Genomic DNA, 22,515 nt, shown 5'->3' with positions numbered 1-22,515 from the left:
TCAGTGATCGATCACAGCACCCTGAACTGGGTCAAGCAGGAACTGGATGAGACGCTCAAGCAGGCGCGCCAGGCGCTGGAGGCCTACGTCGAGAATCCCGACGACGCCGCGCAGCTGCAGTTCTGCAGCGTACACCTGCATCAGGTCTACGGCACCCTGCAGATGGTCGAGCTTTATGGCGCCAGCATGCTGGCCGAGGAAATGGAAAAGCTCGCCCTGGCACTGCTCGACGGCAAGGTGTCTCAGAAGCAGGAAGCCTATGAGCTGATCATGCGCGGTGTGCTCCAGCTGCCGGACTATCTGGACCGGCTGTCGGCGGGCCACCGGGACGTGCCGCTGGTGCTGTTGCCGCTGCTCAACGACCTGCGGGCCATCCGCGGCGAGAGCCTGCTGTCCGAGAACGCGCTTTTTACACCTGACATCGCCCGGCCACTGCCCGAGTCCGTGGCCGGACCTGCGGTGGGCGAGGATGTGCAGGCAGTGGCGCGCGCACGTCGTCACCAGTATCAGGTCGGCCTGCTGGGCTGGTTCCGCGAGCAGGACGTGTCCGGCAGCCTGTCCGCCATGGCCGAGGTGCTGGCTGTGCTGCGCGATGCGTCCAGTCGTCACGAGCTGCGTCGCCTGTGGTGGGTGGCCGGGGCCGTGGTCGAGGCCCTGCGCGAGGACCTGCTGGATGCGAGCATGGCCAGCAAGCTGTTGCTGGGCCAGGTGGACCGCCAGATCAAGGCGCTGATCGACCAGGGCGAGGCTGCGCTGGCCGATGCCGTGCCTGCCGATCTGCTCAAGAACCTGCTGTTCTATGTTGCCCGCGCCAGCCGCGGCGCGCCCGAAGTCGACCGGGTCAAGGATACGTTCGGTCTCGACGCCCTGTTGCCCGATCAGGACGAGATCAGTGCCGCAGAACAGAGCCTGTCCGGCCACAACCAGGAACTCATGGCCACGGTCTCCGCCGCCATCAAGGAGGACATGGCCCACGTCAAGGACACCCTGGATCTGTTCATGCGCGGTGGCCGGAAGGCGGTTGCCGACCTGGGTCCGGCTGCGGAGATGCTCGAGCGCATCGGCGACACCCTGGGCATGCTGGGGCTGGGCGCGCTGCGCAAGAAGGTGCAGGAACAGGCCGCCCTGGCCGCGGACATGGTCGCGGGGCGCTGCGAGCCCGAGGAAGACCGGTTGATGGGCATCGCCGGTGCGCTGCTGGCCGTGGAATCCGCCCTGGATGGCATTCAGAGCGGTGCCCTGGAGGAGTCAGAGCTCGCGGAAGAGTCCTCTGTCGCTGCGGATCAGGTGCCGGACGCCGAATTCAATCAGGTGCGCGCCGTGGTCGCCGACGAGGCCATCCGTGACATCGCCCGTGCCAAGGAGGCCATCGTCAGCTTCATCGGCAATCCGCAGGATCTGTCGCCGCTGGAGATGGTTCCGCAGTGGTTCCACCAGATCAAGGGCGGCTTGTTGCTGCTGAACGAGACCCGCGCCGCCGGTCAGCTGGATGCAGTCACGGATTTCGTTGCCAACAGGGTCATCGAGCCGCGGGCCGTGCCCGAACAGGAAGCCCTGGATCATCTGGCAGATGCCATTTCGGGTATCGAGTACTACCTGGAGAACCTGCGCGAAAGCAAGGTGCTGGGTGGCGACATCCTTGACGTGGTCCAGAACAGTCTCGATGCCCTTGGGGTAGCCGCGGCTGGCCCGGCCGACGAGGCCGATGCCGCCTCTGCGGAGGTTGCCGGGCATGCGTCCGTCGAGGGCGAAGAGACCGGCGGCGAGGCAATGCCGGCCATCGAGATGGAGACTCTGGAACTGCCCGAGGAGGACGGCGGGCCGGAGCTGGAGGCCATCGACCCGGGCGAGTTCGAAATCCCCGCCGAGGCCGAGGACACGGGCGAAGTCGAACCACGGGGCGAGCTGGTGGTCGAGGACCTCGGCGAGTTCGAGGCAGAACTGCCCGAACCCGGGGAGGCCGCCATCGAGGATCTCGGCGAGTTCGAGGTCGAGGAGGTCGAGATCCAGGCCGTCGACGAGACGGAAGCGCCAATCGAACTCCCCGAGACCGAGGCTGTTGCCGAAACGCCGGAGGAAGACTATCCGTTCCCGGTGCTGGACGGCGGCGAGGTCGACGAGGAAATCCTGGAGATTTTCCTCGAGGAGGCTCAGGAAGAGGTCGCCAACATCGGCGAGACCCTGCCGGCCTGGGTGGCCAATGCCGAGGACCAGGAGGCGCTCACCAGCATGCGCCGTTCCTTCCATACCCTCAAGGGCAGTGGACGGCTGGTTGGCGCCATGCTCATTGGTGAATTTGCCTGGGCCTTCGAGAACATGCTCAACCGGGTCATCGATGGCACGGTCGAGCGCAACGACAGCCTGTGCCGTCTGCTCGAGCTGGCCAACGAGGCGCTGCCGCAACTGGTCGAGCAGTTGCAGAGCCGGCGTCGTCCCACCAGCGACATCATGGGCCTGATGGCCAGGGCCGAGGCCTATGCGCGGGGCGAGACCATCAGCTTCGACGATCTCAGGACTGCCGAACCGGTACCCGCCGAGGTCATCCCGCTGCGTGCCGAGGAGGCCGGCACTGCTGCCGAAGCCGCCGAGCCGGCCATCGACCCGGTGCTCTATGACATCTTCAGCCGTGAGTCCGCGGAACACCTGGCGGCGATTCGTGACTGGCTGGCCCGCAACGATGCCGGACGCGGCGAGGTCGACGAGGCCCTGATCCGTGCCCTGCACACCCTGCATGGCAGTGCCCACATGGCGGGCGCGACGGCCATCGCCGACATCGCCGCCGAGTTCGAACGCTATGCCAAGGCGCTGAACGCCGAGCGCCTGTACATGCCGGCCGATGGTCACCGGGCGCTGGCCCAGCTCGTTGAACAGGTCGAGGCCATCCTGCCGCTGTATGCCGGGGTCGCACCCGAGCTGCCGGATGTGCAGCCGCTGATCACCCGCATCGCCGGACTGGTGCGCACGCCGGACCTGCTCGAGTCCCTGCCGGCCGGGGAGATCGAGCTGTCCGAAGCCGTTGTCGAGGAGACGCCGCCCGGTGAACCGCTCGTCGAGGTGGAAGCGGGGCCTGTCGATGCCGGGGCAGACCTGCCGGAGACGGGGGCGATGCCGGAGCTGTCCGAGCCGGTGGAAATCGAACCCGAGGCCGTCACCCGCGACGAGGACGGGATGACGGTAGAGACCGTCGAACTGGACGATGTGCCGGTCGAGATGGAGATGGCCGGAGCCGAGACCGAGGTCGTCGAGATCCAGGCCGAGCCCGTCGAGCCGGGGGGCGAGGACGCCGGCGCCGAGGCCATCGAACCGGAGGCCGAGCCGGTCGAGCTCGAGGCAGAATCCGAAGCCGAAGCGGATGCCGGCGACGAGGGCCCCGACGAGGAACTCATCGAGGTCTTTCTCGAGGAAGGCGACGAGATCCTCGAGTCCAGCGAGGCGACCTTGCAGGCCTGGATGGATGCGCCGGACGACCGTGACCTCATGGCGGCCCTGCAGCGCGATCTGCATACCCTCAAGGGTGGCGCGCGCATGAGCGATCTCACCGAGATCGGTGACCTCTCCCATCATCTGGAATCCCTGCTGATCGCGGCCGACGAGGGCCAGGTCCAGCCGAGCCAGGGCCTGTTCGATCTGTTGCATGCCGCCCACGACCGACTGGTTCACCAGGTGGAGGCGGTCAAGGCGCGACAGCCCGTGCCCCCGGCACAGGACCTGATCGAGCAGATCGAGGCGCTGCGTCGCGGCGAGACGCCGCGGGTTCCGGCAAGCACCACGGAACCGGCGGCGGAGGAAGTCTCGGAGCTGGAGGCCGCGGTCGCCGCCGCTGCCGTACCCGAGGTGCCGCGCGAGGAGCGTGCCGCGCCGGCCGAAAAGGAAAAGCAGGAGCTGGTGCGCGTGCGTGCCGACCTGCTCGACGACATGGTCAACTATGCGGGCGAGATCAGCATCTATCGCGCCCGGCTGGAGCAGCAGGTCGGTTCCTACCGCTTCAACCTGTCCGAGCTAGGACAGACGGTCGATCGTCTGCGTGAACAGCTGCGCAAGATGGAGATCGAGACCGAGGCACAGGTCCTGTACCGCTACGAGCGCGAAGGCATCGACGGCTCGGACCAGGAGGACTTCGATCCGCTGGAGATGGACCGCTACTCCACCCTGCAGACCCTCTCGCGGGCCATGATGGAGAGTATCGGCGACCTGGTCTCCATCCAGAATCTGCTGGAGAACATCACCCGCGAGTCCGAGACCCTGCTGGTGCAGCAGGCACGGGTCAATACCGAGCTGCAGGAAGGCCTGATGCGGACCCGCATGGTGCCCTTCTCCGGACTCGCGCCGCGCATGCGACGTATCGTGCGCCAGGCCTGCCAGGAACTGGGCAAGCGCGCCGAGCTGGTGATCGAGGGCGCCGAGGGCGAGATGGACCGCACGGTCATCGACCGCATCATCGCGCCCATCGAGCACATGCTGCGCAATGCCGTCGCCCATGGCATCGAGTCGCCCGAGGAACGGAAGGCCAGGGGCAAGCGACCCACCGGTACCATCACGGTGGCGCTCAAGCGCGAAGGCTCGGATGTGGTCATCACCCTGTCCGATGACGGCGCCGGACTCAACCTGGAGGCCATCCGCCGCAAGGCGCGCGAGCGTGGCCTGCTCGAGGATGATGCCGCGTTCACCGACAACGAGATCATGCAGTTCGTGCTGGAGACCGGTTTCAGTACCGCCGAGGAGGTCAGCCAGATCGCTGGCCGCGGCGTGGGCATGGACGTGGTCAACAGCGAGGTCAAGCAGCTCGGTGGCTCGTTGCACATCGATTCCACGGCGGGTCAGGGTACGCGCTTCACTGTCCGTCTACCCTTCACCCTCGCCATCAACCAGGCGCTTCTGGTGCAGGTGCACGAGGACATCTACGCGATTCCGCTCACCGGCATCGAGGGCGTGGTACGCATGAGCCAGGAGGAGCTGGAAGGTTTCTACGCCGATCCCGAGCGGCGCTTCGAGTACGCTGGCCATGAATACGAGGTTCGCCATCTCGGCGAGATGCTGGGCCAGGGCCGCGCTGTCCTGGGCAGCGGCGCACCCAAGCGGCTGCCGGTGCTGCTGGTGCGTGCCGGTGATCACCACATGGCGTTGCAGGTCGAAGCCCTGCTGGGCAGCCGTGAAACCGTGGTGAAGTCGGTAGGCCCGCAGATATCGACCGTACGTGGCATTTCCGGGGCGACCATCCTCGGCGACGGCCGCGTGGTACTGATCCTCGATCTGGCCGGGCTGGTTCGCGGCGGCGTGGTGCTGAATGTCGCCCGCGCCGAGGCGCCGCCCGCGGCCGAGCCGGAGCGCACCCAGCCTCTGGTCATGGTGGTCGACGACTCCATCACCGTGCGCAAGGTGACCACGCGCCTGCTGGAACGCAATGACATGCAGGTCATCACCGCCAAGGATGGTGTCGATGCCGTGGCCCAGCTGCAGGAGCATATCCCCGATGTCATGCTGCTGGATATCGAGATGCCGCGCATGGATGGTTTCGAGCTGGCGACCCACATACGCAACGAGCCTCGACTGCGCGACATCCCCATCATCATGATCACCTCGCGCACCGGCGAGAAGCATCGCAACCGTGCCATGGAGATCGGCGTCGACCGCTACCTGGGCAAGCCCTACCAGGAATCCGATCTGCTCGACAACATTGCCGAGCTGATCGCAGCCCGCAAGCAGCATGGCTGATGCCGGCCTGCCGGCCCTGCGTGTCGCCCTGATTGCCGAGAGCGGCCGCCGCAGCCGGCAACTCCGCCGGCTGCTGGAGGACAGCGGCCTGGCCGTGGTGTTGGAGACCTCCATCGGCGAGCTTGCCGATCCCGCGGCCCGGCTGACTGCTGCCGACGTTGCACTGGTGAACCTCGACGAGGACGCCGTGGGGCTGATCGATCGCTTCGAACAGCTCATCGAATCCAGCCCGGTGCCCATCCTGTTCAACGAGGGCGGCGGACCGGGCGGAGAGGGCTGGGGTTCAACCCTGGTCGCCAAGCTGCGCGAGCTGGCCGGGCGGCCGGCCTCCGCCGTGGCCGATCCGGAACCCGTGGCGCGGCCGGCGCTGCGTGTGGTGGAGGGCGAGGCCGGCGGCGCACCGCCGCGTCGGCTGTGGGTACTCGGCGCCTCGCTGGGCGGGCCCCAGGCGGTGAAGGCCTTTCTCGGTGCCCTGCCGGCGGACATACCGGCGGCCTTCGTGCTTGCCCAGCACATCGGCAAGAGCTTCGTGCCCCTGCTGGCTGAACAGCTCGGGCGGGTGTGCGCCCTGCGCGTCGCGCCGGCGCAGCAGGGGCAGCGGCCGCTGGCCGGCGAGGTGCTGGTCACCCCCAGCGACCGGCGCCTGACCTTTACCGATGCCGGGGTCATCGAGCTGCGCGACGAGGACATCCCGGGGGCCTACCGGCCCTGCATCGATGACGTGCTGGAGCAGGCGGCGGGGGCCTACGGCCCAAGGGTCGGGGCCGTCATCTTCAGCGGCATGGGCGAGGACGGGGCGCTGGGCTGCGAGGAGGTGGTCCGCCGGGGGGGTACAGTTCTGGTTCAGAATGCCGATAGCTGTGTTATCAGCAGCATGCCGGATGCCGCACGCGCCAGGGTGGACGTCGCGGGCAGTGGAGACCCCATGGATCTCGCCAGGCAAGTTGTTGAATTGACTTCGGAAGCGGGCGTATTATCCGGATAGGCCGGTGCAAGGAGAGGGGGCATGAACGTGATCCAGGACAAGGTGCGCAGCCTGATGGTTCCGCTGGCCGGCAGTACGCTGCTGGTCCCGAACGTGGCGGTAGCCGAGGTGGTGGGCTATTCCGAACCCGCCCCGGTGAGCGACGCACCGGACTGGGTGCTGGGCGTCATGGACTGGCGCGGCCATCGTATCCCCCTGATTTCATTTGAAGCGCTCCGCGGAGAGCCGGTGCCGGCCCTGTCGGCCCAGGCCCGTATCGCGGTGCTGAACACCGTTACCGGCGATCGGCGGGTCCCCTTCTATGCCCTGGTCACCGCCGGCATTCCGCGCCTGCTCCGGGTCGGCGCGGACGATGTGCAGTCGGCCGGTGCGCTGGAACCCGCCACCGGCGAACTGGCCCGGGTTCAGGTCAACGGGATGCCTGCCGTCATTCCCGACCTCAAGCGCCTCGAAGGGCTGGTGACCGGCTACTGGAAACAGGCCGCCTGAGCGACCTGGCACGGATTCAGCCCAGATCGCCCCAGGTCAACTGCAGCGCCGTGAGCGCTGCCACCGCCGCCGTTTCCGTGCGCAGGATGCGCGGCCCCAGCACCATCCCACGATAGCCGGCCGCCCCCGCCGCCTCCCGCTCGTTCTCGCTCAGGCCGCCCTCCGGTCCGATCAGTACGCCGACCCGCGCCGAGTCCGGCGCTTCCAGTTGCGCCAGGCGCGTCCGGGCGCGCGGATCCAGAATCAGCGACAGGCCATCGAATGGTTCGGCCAGCAGTTCCGGCAAGGGCAGCGGTGGACGGAGTTCGGGGATGCGGGTGCGCCCCGACTGCTCGGCGGCATGGATCAGGATGCCCTGCCAGTGGCGCATGCGCCGTTCGCGGCGTTCGGTATCGAGCCGTACCTGGGTCCGTTCGCAGATCACCGGCACCACCCGGGCCACGCCGAGTTCCGTTGCCTTCTGCAGTACCCAGTCCATGCGCTCGCCGCGGGCGATGCCCTGGCACAGGGTGATCGCCAGTGGCGACTCCAGGTCACGATCGACAAATTCGAGCAGCCGGGCGCGCGCTGTCCTGCGGCTGGCTGCGATCAGCTCCGCACGGTATTCGCCGCCCTGGCCGTCGAACAACAGCAGTGGGTCGCCGGCGCGCAGGCGCAGCACCTGCACGGCATGCTGGCGGCAGCGCTCGTCGAGTTCCACCTCGTCCTGGCCGGCGAGCGGGAAGGGTACGAACAGCCGGGTCAGGCGCACGGGTTCAGGCGAGGTTGCGCCAGATGGCCAGCGTCGGCTCGGCCCGGTTCATGGTGTAGAAGTGCAGGCCGGGCGCGCCGGCCTCGAGCAGGTCACGACAGAGATCGCTGACCACCGCCTCGCCAAATGCCTGGATGGCGGCGCGGTCGTCGCCGTAGGCCTCGAGCCGCTTGCGGATCCAGCGCGGAATCTCTGCGCCGCAGGCATCGGAGAAGCGTGCGAGCTGGGTGTGGTTGGTGATGGGCATGATGCCGGGCACGATGGGCAGGTCCAGCCCCATGCCCTCGCAGTCGTCCACGAAATGCAGGTAGGCCTCCAGCGAATAGAAGTACTGGGTGATGGCGCTGTCGGCGCCGGCCTGCACCTTGCGGCGGAAGTTTTCCAGGTCGCGGAAGGCATTTGGCGCCTGGGGATGGAACTCCGGATAGGCGGCGACCTCGATATGGAAGTGGTCGCCGGTGACTTCGCGGATGAAGGCCACCAGTTCGTTGGCGTGACGGAACTCGCCGGCCTCGCGCATGCCCGAGGGCATGTCGCCGCGCAGGGCGACGATGCGCCGGACCCCGGCGGCGCGATAGCGTTCCAGCAGCGCGCGGACGCTGTCGCGGGTCGAGCCGATGCAGGACAGGTGGGGAGCTGCCTCCTGGCCGGCGGCCTGGATGGCGAGCACCGTGTCCAGCGTGCCCTGCTGGGTGCTGCCGCCGGCGCCGAAGGTCACCGAAAAGAACGCGGGCTGCATGCCCGCGGTGAGCGCTTCGCGCACACGCGCCAGCTTTTCCGCGCCCTCCGGTGTCTTGGGCGGGAAGAACTCGCAGCTGAAGGTGCGCGGGAATTTTTTCTGTGATTCCATGATCCGGAATGATGGCCACGGAATCCACTGAAACCACGGAAAATGTCAGGTTCTACAGCGCCGCGTGGAGCACGTGCGCCGCAGTGAACATGGGCATGTTTCCGTGGTTTCCGTGGTTTCCGCGGCTATCTCTCAGTAACGATAATGATCGGGTTTGTAGGGGCCTTCCACGGGCACGCCGATGTAGTCGGCCTGTTCCTGGGTGAGCTGCGTCAGATGGACGCCGATCTTCTCCAGGTGCAGCCGCGCCACTTCCTCGTCCAGCTTCTTGGGCAGCACATAGACCTTCTTCTCGTACTGGTCCGGGTGGTTGAACAGCTCCATCTGGGCCAGCACCTGGTTGGTGAAGGAGTTGGACATGACGAAGCTCGGGTGCCCGGTGGCGCAACCCAGGTTCACCAGCCGTCCCTTGGCCAGCAGGATGATCTTCTTGCCGTCGGGGAAGATGACGTGATCGACCTGGGGCTTGATCTCCTCCCACTCGTACTTCTCCAGGCTGGCCACGTCGATTTCGTTGTCGAAGTGGCCGATGTTGCAGACGATGGCCTCGTCCTTCATCGCGGCCATGTGGTCATGGGTGATGACATGGAAGTTGCCGGTGGCAGTGACGAAGATGTCGGCCACGGGCGCGGCCTCCTCCATGGTCACCACGCGGTAGCCTTCCATCGCTGCCTGCAGGGCGCAGATGGGGTCGATCTCGGTGACCCAGACGGTGGCGCCCAGGCCGCGCAGCGACTGGGCACAGCCCTTGCCGACGTCGCCATAGCCGAGCACCACGCAGATCTTGCCCGCGATCATGACATCGGTGGCGCGCTTGATGCCGTCCACCAGAGACTCGCGGCAGCCGTAGAGGTTGTCGAACTTGGACTTGGTGACCGAGTCGTTGACATTGATGGCCGGGAAGGCCAGCTCGCCACGTTCCTCCATCTGGTACAGACGATGCACGCCGGTGGTGGTTTCCTCGGTGACGCCCTTGATGTTCTTGATGATGCTGGAGTACCAGTTCGGGCTTTCGGCCAGGCGCGCCTTGATGGCGGCGTAAAGGACTTCTTCTTCCTCGCTGGTCGGGTTGTCCAGCACCGAAGGGTCGGATTCGGCCCGGGTGCCGAGGTGCAGCAGCAGGGTGGCGTCGCCACCGTCGTCCAGGATCATGTTCGGCGTGCCGCCGTCGCTCCATTCCATGATGCGGTGGGTGAACTGCCAGTATTCCTCCAGGCTTTCGCCCTTGTAGGCGAACACCGGGATGCCGTCGGCGGCGATGGCCGAGGCCGCGTGGTCCTGGGTGGAGAAGATGTTGCAGGAGGCCCAGCGCACCTCGGCGCCGAGTTCCACCAGGGTCTCGATCAGCACGGCGGTCTGGATGGTCATGTGCAGGGAACCGGCGATGCGGGCGCCCTTGAGCGGCTTGCTTTCGCCGTATTTCTCGCGCAGCGCCATCAGGCCGGGCATCTCGGTCTCGGCAATGGCGATCTCCTTGCGGCCCCAGTCAGCCAGGGAGAGGTCGGCGACGCGGAAGTCGGTGAAGTTCTCGGGAACGGCATTCATGTTCATCTCCTGAATGAGCAAGATGAGCGCCGTTGTTCATCTGATGCGCACGTTCCGAGCCTGACGAGTCATCCCGCTGCAGCGCTCCTCGGAAGTACGGTGGGAAACCGGGGTACAAGATACAAGATACAAGAGGCAAGGCACAAGGAACATCCTGGTTGCTGGCGCTGCCTGGCCGCAGAAGGGTGAATGACCGGCTCCGGGTCACTTGTATCTTGCTGTCCTGTCTCTTGTATCTGCCCCGCAGGGCGCATCGCGCGAGCCCTGGGCGGCCCCTTGCGGTGGATGCCGTCGTGGGTTCAGTGGCGATGCCCGTTCAAAGTCCTGCGGCTTCCTTCAGGACCTCGGCCTTGTCGGTGCGCTCCCAGGGCAGGTCCAGGTCGTCGCGGCCGAAGTGGCCGTAGGCGGCGGTCTGCCGGTAATGGGGCTCGAGCAGGTCGAGCATGGTGATGATGCCCCAGGGGCGCAGGTCGAAGTGCTCGCGTACCAGCTCGACGATGCGATCGTCGCCGATGTGCCCGGTACCGAAGGTATTGATGCTGATCGAGGTCGGGTGGGCCACACCGATGGCATAGGACACCTGGATCTCGCAGCGGTCGGCGAGCCCGGCGGCGACGATGTTCTTGGCCACGTAGCGACCGGCGTAGGCCGCCGAACGGTCTACCTTCGACGGATCCTTGCCGGAGAAGGCGCCGCCGCCGTGGCGGGCCATGCCGCCATAGGTGTCCACGATGATCTTGCGGCCGGTCAGGCCGCAGTCGCCCATGGGCCCGCCGATAACGAAGCGGCCGGTGGGATTGATGTGAATGTTCTCTGCCGCGCACTGCGCCAGCCACTGCTCGGGCAGGACCGGCTTGATGATCTCGTCCATCACCGCCTCGCGCAGGGTGTTGGTATCGATGTCCTCGCTGTGCTGGGTGGACAGCACCACGGCATCGATGCCGACCGGCTTGCCGTTCTCGTAGCGGAAGGTCACCTGACTCTTGGCATCCGGGCGCAGCCAGGGCAGGGTGCCGTTCTTGCGGACCTCGGCCTGGCGTCGTACCAGCCGGTGGGCATAGGTGATGGGGGCGGGCATCAGCACATCGGTCTCGTTGGAGGCATAGCCGAACATCAGGCCCTGGTCGCCGGCGCCCTGTTCCTCGCGGCTCTTGCGATCCACGCCCTGGTTGATGTCGCGCGACTGCTCGCCGATGGCGTTGAGCACGGCACAGGTGTGGCCGTCGAAACCGATGTCCGAATGGGTGTAGCCGATGTCATTGACCGTGTCGCGCACCAGTCTCTCGTAGTTGATCTCCTTGGCATTGGTGGTGATCTCGCCGGCGAGAACCACCATCCCGGTCTTGACCAGGGTCTCGCAGGCCACGCGGGCATGCGGGTCCTGGGCGATGATGGCATCCAGAATGGCATCCGAGATCTGGTCGGCCATCTTGTCGGGATGGCCCTCGGACACGGATTCGGAGGTAAACAGGTGATTTTCAGTCATGATTGTCGTCTTCGACAGTCGGTTCGGGTCGGTTCCCCGCGTCCCGGCGGGCCGTGCCGCGGGCAGTTTAGCGCCATGTGCACGCCAATGCGAGCCGGGACAGGCGGGTGCGCGATGACTATCATGATGGCCCCGTTTCACCCAAGGAGGCCTGCCATGGTCAGTCTGGAAACCCCCGTATGCGACTTCGGGCGTCCCGCCCCCGACTTTTCGCTGCCCGGCGTCGACGGCCGGGTCTGGACCCGCGACCAGTGTCGCGGCGAGCGCGGGCTGCTGGTCATGTTCATCTGCAACCACTGTCCCTACGTCAAGGCGGTGCGTGATCGCATCGTGCGCGATGCGCGCGATCTGCAGGCGCTGGGCATCGGCTGCGTGGCCATCATGTCCAATGATCCCGCCGACTATCCGGAGGATTCCTTCGACAACATGCAGCGCGTGGCCGCCGAGTACGACTTCCCCTTCCCCTATCTGCTCGACGAGACCCAGGACGTGGCGAAGGCCTATGGCGCGGTCTGTACGCCCGACTTCTTCGGCTACAACGCCGACCTGGAACTGCAGTATCGCGGCCGTCTCGACGCCTCGCGCAAGGAGGCCGCGCCACCCGATGTGCGCCGCGATCTCTACGAGGCCATGAAGCAGGTGGCCGAGACCGGGCGCGGACCGAGCGAACAGATTCCGAGCATCGGCTGTTCCATAAAATGGAAGTCGGAGGCGGCTGGCTGAGCCGGATTGCCATCCGGCAGTGCGCGCCAAGTCGTTGACGTACGGGGTATTGCCCGGGCGAACCTTGCTGTCTCTTTCTGGCCCTTGCAGGCTGATGGGGTCATAAAATCCGCTCGGGAGGGCGCTATTGCCCCTCATGGGCTTCTGGGGGAAAATACGCCGCTCGACCCGTCCCGGTGGCGGGTGGCCGTGCCCCGAGCGCGGCACAGATGGCGCATCTGAAACAATCGAATTGATTTCCCCGGGCCGGTTTCCGGGCCGGCGGCAGGGACCCACGCTATCGACAATGCAGCCTGGCCAGACACGAGCGAGAGTCCAGGCCGCGCGGCCGTCGACGCCGCGAGCCTGTCGGGCCAGCCGGATTCACAAGCGTTAAACAGGAGAGACTGATGCCTTCGCGCAGAGAACTTGCCAACGCCATCCGTGCGCTCAGCATGGATGCGGTCCAGAAGGCCAAATCGGGCCATCCCGGCGCCCCGATGGGCATGGCGGACATCGCCGAAGTGCTGTGGAACGACTTCCTCAAGCACAACCCGGCCAACCCTGACTGGTGGGATCGCGACCGCTTCGTGCTGTCCAACGGCCATGGCTCGATGCTGATCTACTCCCTCCTGCATCTCACCGGCTACGACCTGCCGATGGAAGAGATCAAGAACTTCCGTCAGCTGCACTCCAAGACCCCCGGACACCCCGAGTACGGTTACACCCCCGGCGTCGAGACCACCACCGGCCCGCTGGGCCAGGGCATCACCAATGCCGTGGGCATGGCGCTGGCCGAACGCACCCTGGCCGGCCAGTTCAACCGCGAAGGCCACCACATCGTCGATCACTACACCTATGTGTTCCTCGGCGACGGCTGCATGATGGAAGGCATCTCCCACGAGGCCTGCTCGCTGGCCGGGACTCTGGGCCTGGGCAAGCTGATCGCCTTCTGGGACGACAACGGCATCTCCATCGACGGCCATGTCGAGAACTGGTTTACCGACGATACCGCCAAGCGCTTCGAGGCCTACGGCTGGCACGTGGTACGCGATGTCGACGGCCATGATCCCGATGCCATCAGCAAGGCCATTCACGAGGCCAAGTCGGTCAACGACAAGCCTTCGCTGATCTGCTGCAGGACGGTGATCGGCTATGGCGCGCCCAACCTCTGCGGCAGCCACGACTGCCACGGTGCGCCGCTGGGCGAGGACGAGATCAAGGCCACCCGCGAGAACCTGGGCTGGAAGTACCCGCCGTTCGAGATTCCGGACGAGATCTACTCCGCCTGGGACGCCCGCGAGGTCGGCGCCAAGGCCGAAGCCGCCTGGAACGAGAAGTTTGCTGCCTACAAGGCCGCCTTCCCCGACCTGGCCGCCGAATTCGAGCGCCGCATGAAGGGCGAGCTGCCCGGCAACTGGGAGCAGATCACCAGCGACTTCATCAAGGCCTGTGACGAGAAGGCCGAGAGCCCCGCGACCCGCAAGGCCTCGCAGAACACCATCGAGGCCTATGCCAAGGCGCTGCCCGAGTTCCTGGGCGGGTCCGCCGACCTGACCCCCTCCAACCTCACCAGCTGGAGCGAGTCGAAGCAGATCACGCGCACCGTGACCGACGGCAACTACCTGTCCTATGGCGTGCGCGAGTTCGGCATGTCCGCGATGATGAACGGCATCTCGCTGCACGGCGGTTTCGTGCCCTTCGGCGGCACCTTCCTGATGTTCTCCGAGTACGCCCGCAATGCCCTGCGCATGGCGGCGCTGATGAAGATTCGCAACATCTTCGTCTACACTCACGATTCCATCGGCCTTGGCGAGGACGGTCCCACCCACCAGCCGGTGGAGCAGATCGCCACCCTGCGGCTGATGCCCAACATGTCGCTGTGGCGGCCCTGTGACACGGTGGAGACCGCCGTGGCCTGGAAGGCGGCCGTGGAGCGCAAGGAGGGCCCCACCAGCCTGGTGTTCTCGCGTCAGGGTCTGCCGCACATGACCCGGGATGCCGGGCAGATCGCCAACATCGCCCGGGGTGGCTATGTGTTGCGCGACTGCGAGGGCGAGCCCGAGGCCATCATCATCGCCACCGGCTCCGAAGTGGATCTGGCGGTGAAGGCCGCCGAGGCGCTGGCCGGCAAGGGCCGCAAGGTGCGCGTGGTATCCATGCCGTCGACCGATGTGTTCGATGCCCAGGATGCCGACTATCGCGAATCCGTCCTGCCCGCGGCCTGCACCCGTCGCGTCGCCGTCGAGGCCGGCGTCACCGACTACTGGCGCAAGTACACGGGCCTGAACGGCGCGGTGGTGGGTCTGGATCGCTTCGGCGAGTCCGCGCCCGCCGGCGAGCTGTTCAAGGAATTCGGCTTCACCGTGGACAATGTGGTGAACACGGTCGAATCCCTGTTCTGACCCTCGAATACACGGCCGGGGCCAGCGTTGCCCCGGCCGTCGTTTCTGAAGCGAACATTTCTATAAAGCATGGAGTGAGACAATGGCAATCAAAGTCGGTATCAATGGTTTTGGCCGCATCGGCCGCATGGCGTTCCGCGCAATCGCTCGCGATTTCAGCGACGACATCGAAGTGGTCGGCATCAACGACCTGCTGGACCCTGACTACCTGGCCTACATGCTCAAGTACGATTCGGTACACGGCCGCTTCCAGGGTGACATCGCCGTCGAGGGTACCAACCTGGTCGTCAATGGCAGGAAGATCCGCCTGACCGCCGAGCGCGACCCTTCCAACCTGAAGTGGAACGAGGTCGGCGCCGACGTCGTCATCGAGTCCACCGGCCTGTTCCTCACCGAGGAAACCTGCCAGAAGCACCTCGACGCCGGCGCCGGCAAGGTGGTTCAGAGTGCGCCCTCCAAGGACGCCACCCCCATGTTCGTCTACGGTGTCAACCACGACACCTACGCCGGTCAGAAGATCGTCTCGGCGGCTTCCTGCACCACCAACTGCCTGGCCCCGATCGCCAAGGTGCTGCACGACAAGTGGGGCATCAAGCGGGGCCTGATGTCCACCGTGCACGCCGCCACCGCCACCCAGAAGACGGTCGACGGCCCCTCGATGAAGGACTGGCGCGGCGGTCGTGGCATCCTGGAGAACATCATTCCGTCCTCCACCGGTGCCGCCAAGGCCGTGGGCAAGGTGCTGCCCGAGCTGAACGGCAAGCTGACCGGCATGGCCTTCCGCGTGCCCACCTCGGACGTCTCCGTGGTCGACCTCACCGTGGAGCTGGACAAGGGCGCCAGCTATGACGACATCTGTGCCGCCATGAAGGCCGCCTCCGAGTCCGGTCCGCTGAGCGAGACCCTGGGCTACACCGACGAGAAGGTGGTCTCCACCGACTTCCGCGGTGTGGGCTACTCCTCCATCTTCGATGCCGAGGCCGGCATCGCGCTGGACGACACCTTCGTCAAGCTGGTGAGCTGGTACGACAACGAGTACGGCTACACCTGCAACATGCTGCGCTTCGTGCGTCACGTGGCGAAGTAAGGCTGTGAGTGAGGGGTGAGGCGTTCGGTGCAGGAAGGGGTTTGATCCTGCTCCTTCGCCTCACGCCTCACTGCCTTTGAGCGAGAACCATCCGCCAAGGCCCGGGCCTTGGCAGATCGTTTTCAAGCCTGGAAATCCAAGGAGTCTGACAGATGTCCGTGATCAAGATGACCGACCTCGATCTGGCCGGCAAGCGCGTGCTGATCCGCGAGGATCTGAACGTCCCGGTCAAGGACGGCAAGGTGACCTCCGACAAGCGCATCCGCGCGTCCCTGCCGACCATCGAGCACGCCATGAAGGCCGGGGCGAAGGTGATGCTCATGTCCCACCTGGGCCGTCCCACCGAGGGCGAGTATGACGAGCAGTTCTCCATGGCGCCGGTGGCCGAGCACCTGTCCGGCCTGCTGGGCAAGGAAGTGCGCCTGATCAAGGACTATCTGGAAAAGGCCCCCGAGCTCGCCGACGGCGAAGTGGTGATGCTCGAGAACGTCCGCTTCAACAAGGGCGAGAAGAAGAACGACGAGGCACTGGCGAAAAAATACGCGGCGCTGTGCGACATCTATGTGATGGACGCCTTCGGCACCGCCCACCGTGCCCAGGCCTCGACCCACGGCGTGGGCCTGTTCGCCCCGGTTGCCTGTGCCGGTCCGCTGCTGGCCGCCGAGCTGGAGGCGCTGGGCAAGGCGCTGCACGAGCCGGCGCGTCCCATGGTCGCCATCGTCGGCGGCTCCAAGGTGTCCACCAAGCTCACCGTGCTGGATTCGCTGTCCAAGGTGGTCGATCAGCTCATCCCGGGTGGCGGCATCGCCAACACCTTCATCGCCGCGGCCGGTCATCCGGTCGGCAAGTCGCTCTATGAGGCCGATCTCATTCCGGAGGCCAAGCGCCTGATGGAGGCCGCCGCAGCCAAGGGCGGCGAGATACCGGTGCCGACAGACGTGGTCGTCGGCAAGGAATTCTCGGAGACGGCCGAGGCGACCGTGAAGAAGGTCGAGGACGTGGCCGAGGACGACATGATTTTCGATATCGGTCCGGAGACTGCGGCCCGCTTTGCCGACATGATGAAGAAGGCCGGAACCATCGTCTGGAACGGCCCTGTCGGCGTGTTCGAGTTCGACCAGTTCGGCGAGGGCACCAAGACCCTGGGGCTGGCCATTGCCGAGTCCTCCGCCTTTTCCATTGCCGGTGGCGGCGATACCCTGGCGGCGGTGGACAAGTACGGGCTGGCCGACCGGATCTCCTACATTTCCACCGGCGGTGGCGCCTTCCTCGAGTTCCTGGAGGGCAAGAAGCTGCCGGCCGTGGCCATGCTCGAAGAACGCGCCGAGCAGACGAAACAGTAGACAACGAAGTCGCCGGCGGGCGCGATTCCCGTCCGCCGGCCTTCCCGCGGACCATACATGCTGAGAAGAACCAAGATCATCGCCACCCTGGGACCGGCAACCGACGATCCCAAGGCGCTGGACGAACTCATCCAGGCGGGCGTCGATGTCGTGCGCCTCAACTTTTCCCACGGCAGCCACGACGAGCACCGCAAGCGTTGCGAGACGGTGCGCAACCGGGCCCGGGCCCATGGCCGCCAGGTCGGCGTGCTGTTCGACCTGCAGGGTCCCAAGATCCGTATCGAGCGTTTTCGCGAGGGCAAGGTCGTCCTCGAGGAGGGCGCGCGCTTCGTGCTCGACGTCACCCTCAGTCCCGACGAGGGTACTGCGGAACGTGTCGGCATCACCTACAAGCAGTTGCCCGAGGACGTCAGCCGGGGCGACACCCTGCTGCTCGACGACGGTCAGGTGGTGCTCTGGGTCGAGGACGTGACCGCGACCGAGGTCGACTGCCGCGTGGTGGTCGGTGGCGAGCTGTCCAACAGCAAGGGCATCAATCGCCAGGGGGGCGGCCTGTCGGCCAAGGCCCTGACCGACAAGGACCGTGCCGACATCAGGGTCGCGGCCGAGATGCAGGCCGACTATCTGGCGGTGTCCTTCCCGCGTAGCGCGGAGGACGTGGAGGAGGCCCGCACCCTGTTGCGCCAGGCCGGCGGTCACGGTGGCGTGGTCGCCAAGATCGAGCGCGCCGAGGCCATGCAGAACCTCGAGGGCATCATAGAGGCTTCCGACGCGGTGATGATTGCCCGCGGTGATCTGGGCGTGGAGATCGGTGACGCCGAGCTGCCGGCGGTGCAGAAGCGCATCATCCAGATCGCGCGCACCATGGACCGGGTGGTGATCACCGCCACCCAGATGATGCAATCCATGATCGAGAGCCCCATCCCCACCCGGGCCGAGGTTTTCGACGTGGCCAATGCCGTCATCGACGGTACCGATGCGGTGATGCTGTCGGCCGAGACCGCTGCCGGCAAGTACCCCGCCAAGTCGGTATCCGCCATGGACCGCATCTGCAAGGGCGCGGAGCGCCAGCGCATCGCCATGGCCACCGAGCGGCGCCAGCGGGTCCGCTTCGAGCGCATCGACGAGGCCATCGCCAAGGCGGCCATGTACACGGCCAACCATCTGGGCGTAAAGGCGATTGCTGCCCTGACCGAGTCCGGCGCGACGCCCTTGTGGATGTCCCGCGTGAGTTCCGGCATACCCATCTATGCCTTGACCCGCCACGTCGAGACGCGTAGAAAAGTAACCCTTTACCGCGGCGTCTACCCGGTCAGCTTCGATGTCACCTCCACCGACCATGCCGAGGTCAACAAGGAGGCGATCGACGAATTGGTGCGGCGCGGCGCCGTGCGCGATGGCGACCTGGTGATCATCACCAAGGGGGACCTGGCAGGCGTGCTGGGCGGCACCAACGCCATGAAGATTCTGCGCGTCGGCGAGCACGAACTGCGCGAAGGTGGCTGAACGGTCGCCGACACGGCTTGGATACTGGACGGCCGGCCCGGGCACTGTTCCGGATGCCGGACCCTGAAACCCATTCGCAACGACAACATTTCAAGGAGAGCATCATGGCCCTGATTTCCCTGCGTCAGCTGCTGGATCACGCCGCCGAACACGGCTACGGCGTGCCCGCATTCAACGTGAACAACATGGAACAGATGCATGCCATCATGGAGGCCGCTGCCGAGACCGACAGCCCGGTCATCGTCCAGGCCTCTGCCGGTGCCCGCAAGTACGCCGGCGCGCCCTTCCTGCGTCACCTGATGCAGGCCGCCGCCGAGCAGCATCCGGATATCCCGATCGTGGTGCACCAGGACCATGGCGCTTCCCCGGCCGTATGCCTGCGTTCCATCCAGCTCGGCTTCACCTCGGTAATGATGGACGGCTCGCTGATGGAAGACATGAAGACGCCTTCCACCTATGAATACAACGTCGAGGTCACACGCCGCGTGGTCGAGATGGCACACGCCGGCGGCGTCTCCGTCGAAGGCGAGCTGGGCTGCCTGGGTTCCCTGGAAACCGGCATGATGGGCGAAGAGGACGGTCACGGTTCCGACGAGCAGCTCGATCACTCGCAGCTGCTGACCGATCCCGAAGAAGCCGCCCAGTTCGTCAAGGAAACAGGCGTGGATGCCCTGGCCATTGCCATTGGTACCTCCCACGGTGCCTACAAGTTCACCCGCCCGCCGACCGGCGACATCCTGGCCATCGAGCGCGTGAAGGAGATCCATGCCCGCATCCCCGATACCCATCTGGTGATGCATGGCTCTTCTTCCGTGCCGCAGGAGTGGCTGGAGATCATCAACAACTACGGCGGCGACATGGGCCAGACCTATGGTGTGCCGGTCGAGGAGATCGTCGAGGGCATCAAGCACGGCGTGCGCAAGGTCAACATCGACACCGACCTGCGCATGGCGTCCACCGGCGCGGTGCGCAAGTTCCTGGCCGAGAACCCCAAGGAGTTCGATCCGCGAAAGTGGCTGACGGCTTCCACCAAGGCCATGAAGGACATCTGCAAGGCACGCTACGAGGCCTTCGGCACGGCCGGCAATGCGTCCAAGATCAAGCCCATCGATCTGGAGAAGATGACCGCCCGCTACGCCTCCGGCGAGCTGGATCCGCGCGTCAACTGAATCGGGTTGTGTGCTTCAGGAAAGGCGGCTTCGGCCGCCTTTCTTCGTCTGGGGGTGGCCGGCATGAAAAGAATACCCGCCTTCGACCCATTGCCCGAATGGGCGGCCTGGGTCGCCCAGGATGCCGATGGCAGCTGGTGGGCCTACGAGGCCGAGCCCAATCGCCACGACAGCGGCTGGTACGAGAACGAGGTCGGCCGCAGCCGTTGGCTGCGGCGCGATGCGCCCAACCCGGACTGGGAGCGCAGCCTGCATCGCGTAGCCGGTTGACGGTTGCCTATAACGAGCAAGAGCGCCACGGAATCCGCTGAAAGCACGGAAGGGTCTTGGTAAGACCCGATCTGCGAACTCGGCGACTCGGCATCCTCGGCGCTCCTCCCGCTCGGCGCAGGCAGTTGAGTTCAGATCCCCGCCTGGTTCCAGTTGTCGTAGGCCGCGATCCAGAATTCGATGTCAGGGTAGCTGTCGCCGCGGCTGCGCTGGATTTCGGCCAGCTCCAGCATCAGCTCGCGGAACTCGCGAATCTGCATCTGCCACAGTAGCGGGTCCAGCCCCGGGTTGTCGGCCAGGGCCTCGTTGGCGATCGAGTGGGCGCCGCCCCAGAAGGCTGCAGAGTTCAGGCGTGCCCAGAAGGCCTCGGGGTCGCGGTCGAGCAGTGCGGCCGTCTCGCGCAGCCAGTCGAGGCGTGGACTCCGGTGGGCCTCCAGTAGTTCGATCAGACGGTCGAGTAGTTGGGCAAGCGGCATCTCAGATGACCAGCGGCGGTTCGTCCAGGGCTGCGGCCTGTTCGCGCAGCTGCAGGATGTGCTCTTCCCAGTAGCGGTCGGTGTGGAACCAGGGAAAGGCAAGGCGGAAGGCAGGGTCGTCCCGGCGTCGCCCCAGCCAGGCCGCGTAGTGGATCATGCGCAGGGTGCGCAGGGCCTCGATCAGCAGCAGTTCCCGCCGGTCGAAGGCGCGGAACAGCTCGTAGCCCTCGACCACTTCCGACAGGGCGCGGCTGGCCTCGGCGCGGTCGCCGGTGGCGAGCATCCACAGGTCCTGGATGGCGGGTCCCATGCGACAGTCGTCGAGGTCGACGAAGTGCGGGCCGCCGTCGGTCCAGAGGATGTTGCCGGGATGGCAGTCGCCGTGCAGGCGCAGGGTGGCGACCGTGCCGGCCCGCTGCCAGGCCGCGTCGATGCGCTGCAGCAGATCCTCGGCGAGGGTGGCGTAGGCCGTCTCCACATGGGCCGGTATCAGGCCGCTGGCCAGCAGCCAGTCGACCGACTCGCGGCCGAGGTTCCGGGGGGTCAGCGCCGGCCGGTAGCGAAAGGGCCGGGCCTTGCCCACGGCGTGGATGCGTCCCAGGAAGCGCCCCAGCCACTGCAGCTTGTCCGGGTCGTCCAGATCGGGCCAGCGCCCGCCCTGGCGCGGGTACAGGGCGTAGCGAAAGCCCGCGTGTTCGAGCAGGGTCCGGCCATCATGGGCCAGCGGCGCGACCACCGGGATTTCCTGTTCGGCCAGTTCCGTGGCAAATGCGTGTTCCTCGAGAATCTGGTCATCGCTCCAGCGTTCGGGCCGGTAGAACTTGGCCACCAGGAAGCCGCCGTCCTCGAGCCCGATCTGGTAGACCCGGTTTTCGTAGCTGTTGAGTGCCAGCAGATGGCCGCTGCTGCGGTGCCCGGCCTGCTCCACGGCGTCGAGGATCAGGTCCGGTTGCAGGCGGGCGTAGGGGTGGGTTTCGGCGTCCATGTGCCCATTGTCGCATGGACGCGTTGCATGGCGGGGGCAAACGCGCCATGATCGGGGCTCGTCGCGCCCCGGAGAGCGTATCGTGAGTCTGCAGGGATTCGTGCCGCCGGATCCGGAAACCGAGGTTTCCGGCGTTCGCTTTGCCGTCATCCAGACGCCGCGTCGCAATCGCAAGCGTTACCCGGCCGGTTGTGTCACCCTGTTCGATTCTGCCTCCGAGGCCATCGCGGCCGCCGACCCGGATCGCAACCGCCATGCGGCGCAGGTGGTCGGCCCCTCCAAGTCCTCCGAGGGGCAGTACATCTTCTATCTCATGGAATGGCTGGCCTGAGCCCGGCCGCTCACTCGGGTGCCGCCTTCTCCCTGTGCGTCTGCGCCTCCGCGAGCGCCCTGAGCGTGGCCTCGTTGTCGCAGAAGTCGAGATCGTCCGGGGATACCTGCCCGCGTGCCAACCGTTGGTCGCAGCTGTCGGTGCGGGCGCAGTGCTCACAGCGGTTCATGTGGTGATGGATGTCCAGCACCCGTTGTTCGTGCAGGTAGGCGTTGGCATCGATGCCAAGCAGACCCAGCATGCGGCCCAGGCGCAGGTTGTCCAGGCGTTGCGCCAGCCGCTGGCGGTAGCGTTCGCCGGCGCGGGCATTGAAGATGATGGCAACGAACAGCAGCACCGCGAACGCGGTCAGCAGTAGTGCGAGCAGTGCCAGGGCGGCCAGGTTGAGCAGTTCGGTCATGGCGGGGCCTCCGTCGATTTCTG

18 protein-coding genes and 1 riboswitch are annotated in these 22,515 nt (G+C 66.1%); of the genes, 11 read left to right on the top strand and 7 right to left on the bottom strand.

What is annotated here, in order from left to right; genetic code table 11:
• Window positions 1-3: 3 nt before the first annotated feature.
• From MVF76_RS02880 to MVF76_RS02870, 3 genes are read left to right on the top strand one after another with little or no spacing between them, the layout of a single operon-like run.
• Window positions 4-5,712: an Hpt domain-containing protein gene (locus tag MVF76_RS02880; protein ID WP_297527282.1), complete on the top strand. Its 5,709-nt coding sequence runs from the start codon at window positions 4-6 to the stop codon at window positions 5,710-5,712.
• Window positions 5,705-6,697 carry a chemotaxis protein CheB gene (locus MVF76_RS02875; protein WP_297527281.1) on the top strand — a complete coding sequence of 331 codons (993 nt, stop codon included), beginning with the start codon at window positions 5,705-5,707 and terminating at the stop codon, window positions 6,695-6,697. The genes MVF76_RS02880 and MVF76_RS02875 overlap by 8 nt, the downstream gene beginning before the upstream one ends.
• Window positions 6,698-6,718: 21 nt before the next feature.
• Entirely contained in the window at window positions 6,719-7,186 is a 468-nt protein-coding gene (locus tag MVF76_RS02870; protein WP_297527280.1) for a chemotaxis protein CheW, read from the top strand.
• A 16-nt stretch (window positions 7,187-7,202) separates the two neighbouring features.
• Here the strand turns inward: MVF76_RS02870 and MVF76_RS02865 are convergent, their stop codons facing one another.
• The 4 genes from MVF76_RS02865 to metK all read right to left on the bottom strand — a co-directional run bounded on the left by MVF76_RS02865 (window position 7,203) and on the right by metK (window position 11,818).
• On the bottom strand, window positions 7,203-7,937 hold the full coding sequence (locus MVF76_RS02865; RefSeq protein ID WP_297527279.1) for a 16S rRNA (uracil(1498)-N(3))-methyltransferase: 735 nt from the start codon (window positions 7,935-7,937) through the stop codon (window positions 7,203-7,205).
• Between the two features lie 4 nt (window positions 7,938-7,941).
• Complete coding sequence (gene metF / locus MVF76_RS02860) at window positions 7,942-8,787, bottom strand: methylenetetrahydrofolate reductase [NAD(P)H] (protein ID WP_297527278.1); 846 nt, start codon at window positions 8,785-8,787, stop codon at window positions 7,942-7,944.
• Between the two features lie 132 nt (window positions 8,788-8,919).
• Complete coding sequence (gene ahcY, locus MVF76_RS02855; RefSeq protein ID WP_297527277.1) at window positions 8,920-10,332, bottom strand: adenosylhomocysteinase; 1,413 nt, start codon at window positions 10,330-10,332, stop codon at window positions 8,920-8,922.
• A gap of 17 nt (window positions 10,333-10,349) precedes the next feature.
• Window positions 10,350-10,428: riboswitch (S-adenosyl-L-homocysteine riboswitch) on the bottom strand.
• Window positions 10,429-10,648: 220 nt separating this feature from the next.
• Window positions 10,649-11,818, bottom strand: coding sequence for a methionine adenosyltransferase (gene metK / locus MVF76_RS02850; RefSeq protein ID WP_297527276.1), 1,170 nt, complete (start codon window positions 11,816-11,818; stop codon window positions 10,649-10,651).
• A 156-nt stretch (window positions 11,819-11,974) separates the two neighbouring features.
• Here metK and MVF76_RS02845 point away from each other — a divergent pair, with 156 nt between their 5' ends.
• From MVF76_RS02845 to MVF76_RS02815, 7 genes are all read left to right on the top strand, one after another.
• Window positions 11,975-12,541 (top strand): thioredoxin family protein, encoded by a 567-nt coding sequence (locus MVF76_RS02845; protein ID WP_297527275.1) that lies wholly within the window; start codon window positions 11,975-11,977, stop codon window positions 12,539-12,541.
• Between the two features lie 389 nt (window positions 12,542-12,930).
• Entirely contained in the window at window positions 12,931-14,925 is a 1,995-nt protein-coding gene (gene tkt, locus MVF76_RS02840; protein ID WP_297527274.1) for a transketolase, read from the top strand.
• Window positions 14,926-15,007: 82 nt separating this feature from the next.
• Window positions 15,008-16,012 carry a type I glyceraldehyde-3-phosphate dehydrogenase gene (gap, locus tag MVF76_RS02835; RefSeq protein ID WP_297527273.1) on the top strand — a complete coding sequence of 335 codons (1,005 nt, stop codon included), beginning with the start codon at window positions 15,008-15,010 and terminating at the stop codon, window positions 16,010-16,012.
• A 152-nt stretch (window positions 16,013-16,164) separates the two neighbouring features.
• The gene (locus tag MVF76_RS02830) at window positions 16,165-17,355 is read left to right on the top strand and encodes a phosphoglycerate kinase (protein ID WP_297527272.1); all 1,191 of its coding nucleotides are present in this window, start codon (window positions 16,165-16,167) and stop codon (window positions 17,353-17,355) included.
• A gap of 57 nt (window positions 17,356-17,412) precedes the next feature.
• The gene (gene pyk, locus MVF76_RS02825; RefSeq protein ID WP_297527271.1) at window positions 17,413-18,861 is read left to right on the top strand and encodes a pyruvate kinase; all 1,449 of its coding nucleotides are present in this window, start codon (window positions 17,413-17,415) and stop codon (window positions 18,859-18,861) included.
• 104 nt (window positions 18,862-18,965) lie between these two features.
• Window positions 18,966-20,030, top strand: coding sequence for a class II fructose-bisphosphate aldolase (fba, locus tag MVF76_RS02820; protein ID WP_297527270.1), 1,065 nt, complete (start codon window positions 18,966-18,968; stop codon window positions 20,028-20,030).
• 63 nt (window positions 20,031-20,093) lie between these two features.
• The gene (locus MVF76_RS02815) at window positions 20,094-20,300 is read left to right on the top strand and encodes a hypothetical protein (protein WP_297527269.1); all 207 of its coding nucleotides are present in this window, start codon (window positions 20,094-20,096) and stop codon (window positions 20,298-20,300) included.
• 131 nt (window positions 20,301-20,431) lie between these two features.
• On the opposite strand, the gene MVF76_RS02810 is transcribed toward MVF76_RS02815, so the two are convergent.
• Window positions 20,432-20,776 (bottom strand): hypothetical protein, encoded by a 345-nt coding sequence (locus MVF76_RS02810; protein WP_297527268.1) that lies wholly within the window; start codon window positions 20,774-20,776, stop codon window positions 20,432-20,434.
• 1 nt (window position 20,777) lies between these two features.
• Window positions 20,778-21,761, bottom strand: a complete 984-nt coding sequence (locus MVF76_RS02805; RefSeq protein WP_297527267.1) for a serine/threonine protein kinase — start codon at window positions 21,759-21,761, stop codon at window positions 20,778-20,780.
• A gap of 82 nt (window positions 21,762-21,843) precedes the next feature.
• On the opposite strand from MVF76_RS02805, the gene MVF76_RS02800 reads away from it, so the two are divergent.
• The gene (locus tag MVF76_RS02800; RefSeq protein ID WP_317622922.1) at window positions 21,844-22,092 is read left to right on the top strand and encodes a hypothetical protein; all 249 of its coding nucleotides are present in this window, start codon (window positions 21,844-21,846) and stop codon (window positions 22,090-22,092) included.
• A gap of 10 nt (window positions 22,093-22,102) precedes the next feature.
• Here the strand turns inward: MVF76_RS02800 and MVF76_RS02795 are convergent, their stop codons facing one another.
• Window positions 22,103-22,492 (bottom strand): DUF6455 family protein, encoded by a 390-nt coding sequence (locus MVF76_RS02795; protein WP_297527266.1) that lies wholly within the window; start codon window positions 22,490-22,492, stop codon window positions 22,103-22,105.
• Window positions 22,493-22,515 lie beyond the last annotated feature (23 nt).

It is taken from the genome of Thiohalobacter sp. (assembly GCF_027000115.1).
Classification (GTDB): domain Bacteria; phylum Pseudomonadota; class Gammaproteobacteria; order Thiohalobacterales; family Thiohalobacteraceae; genus JALTON01.
Note: the sequence above shows the minus strand (reverse complement) of the source record. Positions and strands in the feature narration are given on the sequence as shown.

Excerpts from the sequence above, each read along its gene's own strand:
- MVF76_RS02875 (WP_297527281.1), top strand. The coding sequence starts at position 5,705 with ATGGCTGATGCCGGCCTGCCGGCCCTGCGTGTCGCCCTGATTGCCGAG.
- MVF76_RS02870 (WP_297527280.1), top strand. The coding sequence starts at position 6,719 with ATGAACGTGATCCAGGACAAGGTGCGCAGCCTGATGGTTCCGCTGGCC.
- metF (WP_297527278.1), bottom strand. The coding sequence starts at position 8,787 with ATGGAATCACAGAAAAAATTCCCGCGCACCTTCAGCTGCGAGTTCTTC.
- ahcY (WP_297527277.1), bottom strand. The coding sequence starts at position 10,332 with ATGAATGCCGTTCCCGAGAACTTCACCGACTTCCGCGTCGCCGACCTC.
- metK (WP_297527276.1), bottom strand. The coding sequence starts at position 11,818 with ATGACTGAAAATCACCTGTTTACCTCCGAATCCGTGTCCGAGGGCCAT.
- MVF76_RS02845 (WP_297527275.1), top strand. The coding sequence starts at position 11,975 with ATGGTCAGTCTGGAAACCCCCGTATGCGACTTCGGGCGTCCCGCCCCC.
- tkt (WP_297527274.1), top strand. The coding sequence starts at position 12,931 with ATGCCTTCGCGCAGAGAACTTGCCAACGCCATCCGTGCGCTCAGCATG.
- gap (WP_297527273.1), top strand. The coding sequence starts at position 15,008 with ATGGCAATCAAAGTCGGTATCAATGGTTTTGGCCGCATCGGCCGCATG.
- MVF76_RS02830 (WP_297527272.1), top strand. The coding sequence starts at position 16,165 with ATGTCCGTGATCAAGATGACCGACCTCGATCTGGCCGGCAAGCGCGTG.
- pyk (WP_297527271.1), top strand. The coding sequence starts at position 17,413 with ATGCTGAGAAGAACCAAGATCATCGCCACCCTGGGACCGGCAACCGAC.
- fba (WP_297527270.1), top strand. The coding sequence starts at position 18,966 with ATGGCCCTGATTTCCCTGCGTCAGCTGCTGGATCACGCCGCCGAACAC.
- MVF76_RS02815 (WP_297527269.1), top strand. The coding sequence starts at position 20,094 with ATGAAAAGAATACCCGCCTTCGACCCATTGCCCGAATGGGCGGCCTGG.
- MVF76_RS02810 (WP_297527268.1), bottom strand. The coding sequence starts at position 20,776 with ATGCCGCTTGCCCAACTACTCGACCGTCTGATCGAACTACTGGAGGCC.
- MVF76_RS02805 (WP_297527267.1), bottom strand. The coding sequence starts at position 21,761 with ATGGACGCCGAAACCCACCCCTACGCCCGCCTGCAACCGGACCTGATC.
- MVF76_RS02795 (WP_297527266.1), bottom strand. The coding sequence starts at position 22,492 with ATGACCGAACTGCTCAACCTGGCCGCCCTGGCACTGCTCGCACTACTG.